This window comes from Brevundimonas sp., from assembly GCF_032017145.1.
Lineage (GTDB): Bacteria > Pseudomonadota > Alphaproteobacteria > Caulobacterales > Caulobacteraceae > Brevundimonas.
In genome coordinates this window covers 1-2,953 of the sequence record NZ_DALZQC010000188.1, presented here as the reverse complement: position 1 = coordinate 2,953, position 2,953 = coordinate 1, and the positions used below count along the sequence as shown (strand labels likewise).

Annotated in this window: 3 protein-coding genes; 1 reads left to right on the top strand and 2 read right to left on the bottom strand. The window is 69.8% G+C overall.

Annotation, left to right across the window (positions count from 1 at the left end; all coding sequences use genetic code 11):
* The first annotated feature begins 142 nt into the window (after positions 1-142).
* The gene (locus tag RTU05_RS17645) at positions 143-550 is read left to right on the top strand and encodes a copper resistance CopC family protein (protein ID WP_052004988.1); all 408 of its coding nucleotides are present in this window, start codon (positions 143-145) and stop codon (positions 548-550) included.
* 140 nt (positions 551-690) lie between these two features.
* Here the strand turns inward: RTU05_RS17645 and RTU05_RS17640 are convergent, their stop codons facing one another.
* Both RTU05_RS17640 and RTU05_RS17635 read right to left on the bottom strand, forming a co-directional pair.
* Positions 691-1,464: an HAD family hydrolase gene (locus RTU05_RS17640; RefSeq protein ID WP_164952667.1), complete on the bottom strand. Its 774-nt coding sequence runs from the start codon at positions 1,462-1,464 to the stop codon at positions 691-693.
* Positions 1,465-1,635: 171 nt separating this feature from the next.
* Positions 1,636-2,953 (bottom strand): copper resistance protein B (locus tag RTU05_RS17635; protein WP_312599599.1); only part of this gene is annotated, 1,318 nt, incomplete at its 5' end.

Sequence of the window (2,953 nt, the reverse complement as noted above, 5' to 3'; positions counted from 1 at the left end):
GACCGACCCGCCCCGCGCCGGCGCCAGCACCCGCCCCGACGCCGCCGCCGGCCGATCCGATGGCCGGCCATGACATGTCGAAGATGGACGGCATGACCATGCCGCCCAACCAGTAGTCCACGTAAGCATCAGGAAGTCTCTCATGAACCGTTCAATCCTCACCAGCCTGGCCGCTCTGGCGGCGCTGGCTCCCGTCTCCCTCGCCCAGGCCCAGAGCCATTCGCACGCGGGCATGTCGGCGCAGGATCACGCCGCCATGCAGGCCCCCGCCAACGGCGTCGTCACCGCGCCCGCGGACAACGCCATGCTAGCGGTCGCGCCGACGACCTTCTCGGCGACGTTCCCGCACGCCATGACCCTGACCTCTCTCAGGCTGACGGGCCCTGACGCCCGGTCCATCGACGTGGCTGTGGTCGACGACGCGGCGCCGGTCACCACGGTCAGCGCGCCCCTCCCCATCCTGGCCCCCGGATCCTATTCCGCCGCCTGGGCCGCGAAGGGCGCCGACGGCCACCAGATGAACGGCCTCGTCCGTTTCATGGTTCACTGAGGGATCGGCCTCCCGCCTCCTGAGGGGCCGAAGCCGGATGTGGAAGGAACGCCGCGCGACCTGCCGCGCGGCGTTTTTCCGTCGTCGATCAGCGGTCGGCTCCCCGGCTGACCCCTCGCGATGGTCTTTCAGCCCTGGGCTCAGTCGGCGCGCCGTGATCGCCGGCCGGCGCGATCCATCCGGCCGGGGGGCGAACTACGCTCCTGAAGGTGGGGCGCCAAGCTCGCCAATGTCCGGGTCACAACGTGGGCGTCGCCGAAACCGCGTCCTACAGCTTGGCCAGCCTCCGGGTCGTACAGAATGGTGAAACAGCCCAGCGCCTTGGCCGGGCGAATGTCCCATTCCAGACTGTCTCCGACGACACAGACCTCGGGCGGATCGACGTTCAAGGCGGCAAACACTCGCCTGAACGCGCCCGGATCGGGCTTGCCAACGCCGACCTCGCCTTCAATCTGGATATGATGGAAACGCGAAGCCAGACCGAAACGCTCGATCTTGGCGCGCTGCAGTGGACCGGCGCCGTTGGTGAGCAGCGCGAGCCGGTATCCAGCGTCCCGCAGTTGGACCAACACGGCGTCCGCCTTGGGTTCGAGCCGCATCTGCCGGTCGCGATGGAGGCTGAAGGCGTCGGCGATGCGCTCTGCGATCTCGGGAGATACCGTTGGACTACTGTCGCGCCGCAAGGCCTCGAAGGCTTTGGCTGCGATGACGCGCCGGGCCTGCTTCGGGTCTGCGCGGCCCACGGCGTGGCTGTCCGGATCGCTCCAGAAGGCCCGCCCCGCCTCCGTCAGGGCGCGCGCTGCAACGTCCGGAGCGAGGTCGCCAAGCTCGGTCTGGTATACCTGACAGACGCTGCGCCACGCCAGATCAGGGCGGCGATAGGCTGAGAGCAGGGTGTCATCCAGATCGATCACGACGGCCCGGATCCGCCGCCCCGCTGTCATTGGACAACACCGGGCCGGTCACCGGCCGGCGCAAGGCACAGGCTGTAGCGAGGCCCTGGCCCCGGCGGGGGCGTCCTGACAACCGACCCGTTGCGTGCCTGTGGGGGCGCCGGCGTCAAGACAAGACCCGCCGCCGCTTCGCTAGAACCACGCCCGAATGCCGACGACCAGCCGGGTGTCTTCCGAGCTTCGCCCGTCAGCTTCCAGGAAGTCCGCCGTATTGCCGAAGCTCTTGGTCCATTCGACGCCGACATAGGGTGCGAATTCCTTGCGGAACTCGTAGCGCAAGCGGGCCCCGATCTGGAGCGTCGACAGGCCGGACCCGATCCGGAGTTCGGGGATGTCCTCCGCCGACAGCACCACCTCGGCCCGGGGCTGGACGATCCAGCGATTGGTGATGCGCTGATCGTATTCGGCCTCGGCCCTCGCCGTGAGTTCGCCCTTGTTGGACAGGAAGGCCGCCGCGTCGACCTCGAACCAGTAGGGCGCCAGACCCTGGATGCCGACGACCAGGTCGGTCCGGTCGCCTTCGGGCCGGTAGGTCTGCCTCAGGCCGGTCTGGAAGTCGAAGAAGGGTCGGAACGCCCGGCTATAGAGGGCCTGGATCTCGGCCTCCTCGACCTCGCCGTCGAAGGCTCCCTCCCCTTCGGACTTCCACCAGAAGCGATTGATGTCGCCGCCGGTCCAGCCCTGGGCGTCCCAGGCGTAGGCTTCTTCGCCGTCGGCGAAGGTCGCTTCGAGCTGGTCGATGATCACCGCGGTGGTCCGCACGTCGCCATTCTCGACGCGAAGCTGTTCGCGGGCCGCCGCCATCTCCGCGGGATCGAACAGGGTATCGGCGGCGTGAGCGGGGCCGCTGGTCGCCCCGGGCGGAAGGGGCATTTCCGGAGGGCGTCCCGGGTTGTCCGCGCTGGTCGGCACGTCGGGCGGCATCGCCATGGCCGACATGTCATGACCCGGGGGCATCTGCCCCATGGTCGACATGTCATGTCCCGCCGGCATGGCCGACGCGGGCGCGGTCTGCCGCATCGTTGACATGTCGTGCCCGGCGTGGGGATCCGGCTGAGCGGCGGCGGCCGGCTGCTGGCCGCTCTGCATGGTCGACATGTCATGTCCCGCCGGCATGGCCGGCGCCGGCGCGGTCTGGCCCATCGTCGACATGTCATGTCCGGCGTGGGGATCCGGCTGACCGGCGGCGGCCGGCCGCTGGCCGCTCTGCATGGTCGACATGTCGTGGCCCGCCGGCGTGGCCGGCGCGGGCGCGGTCTGCCGCATCGTCGACATGTCGTGCCCGGCGTGGGGATCCGGCTGACCGGCGGCGGCCGGCTGTTGGCCGCTCTGCATGGTCGACATGTCATGTCCCGCCGGCATGGCCGGCGCGGGCGCGGTCTGGCTCATCGTCGACATGTCGTGCCCGGCGTGGGGATCCGCCGACGCCGGCGCGCGCTCGGGCACGGCG

Excerpts from the sequence above, each read along its gene's own strand:
- RTU05_RS17645 (WP_052004988.1), top strand. The coding sequence starts at position 143 with ATGAACCGTTCAATCCTCACCAGCCTGGCCGCTCTGGCGGCGCTGGCT.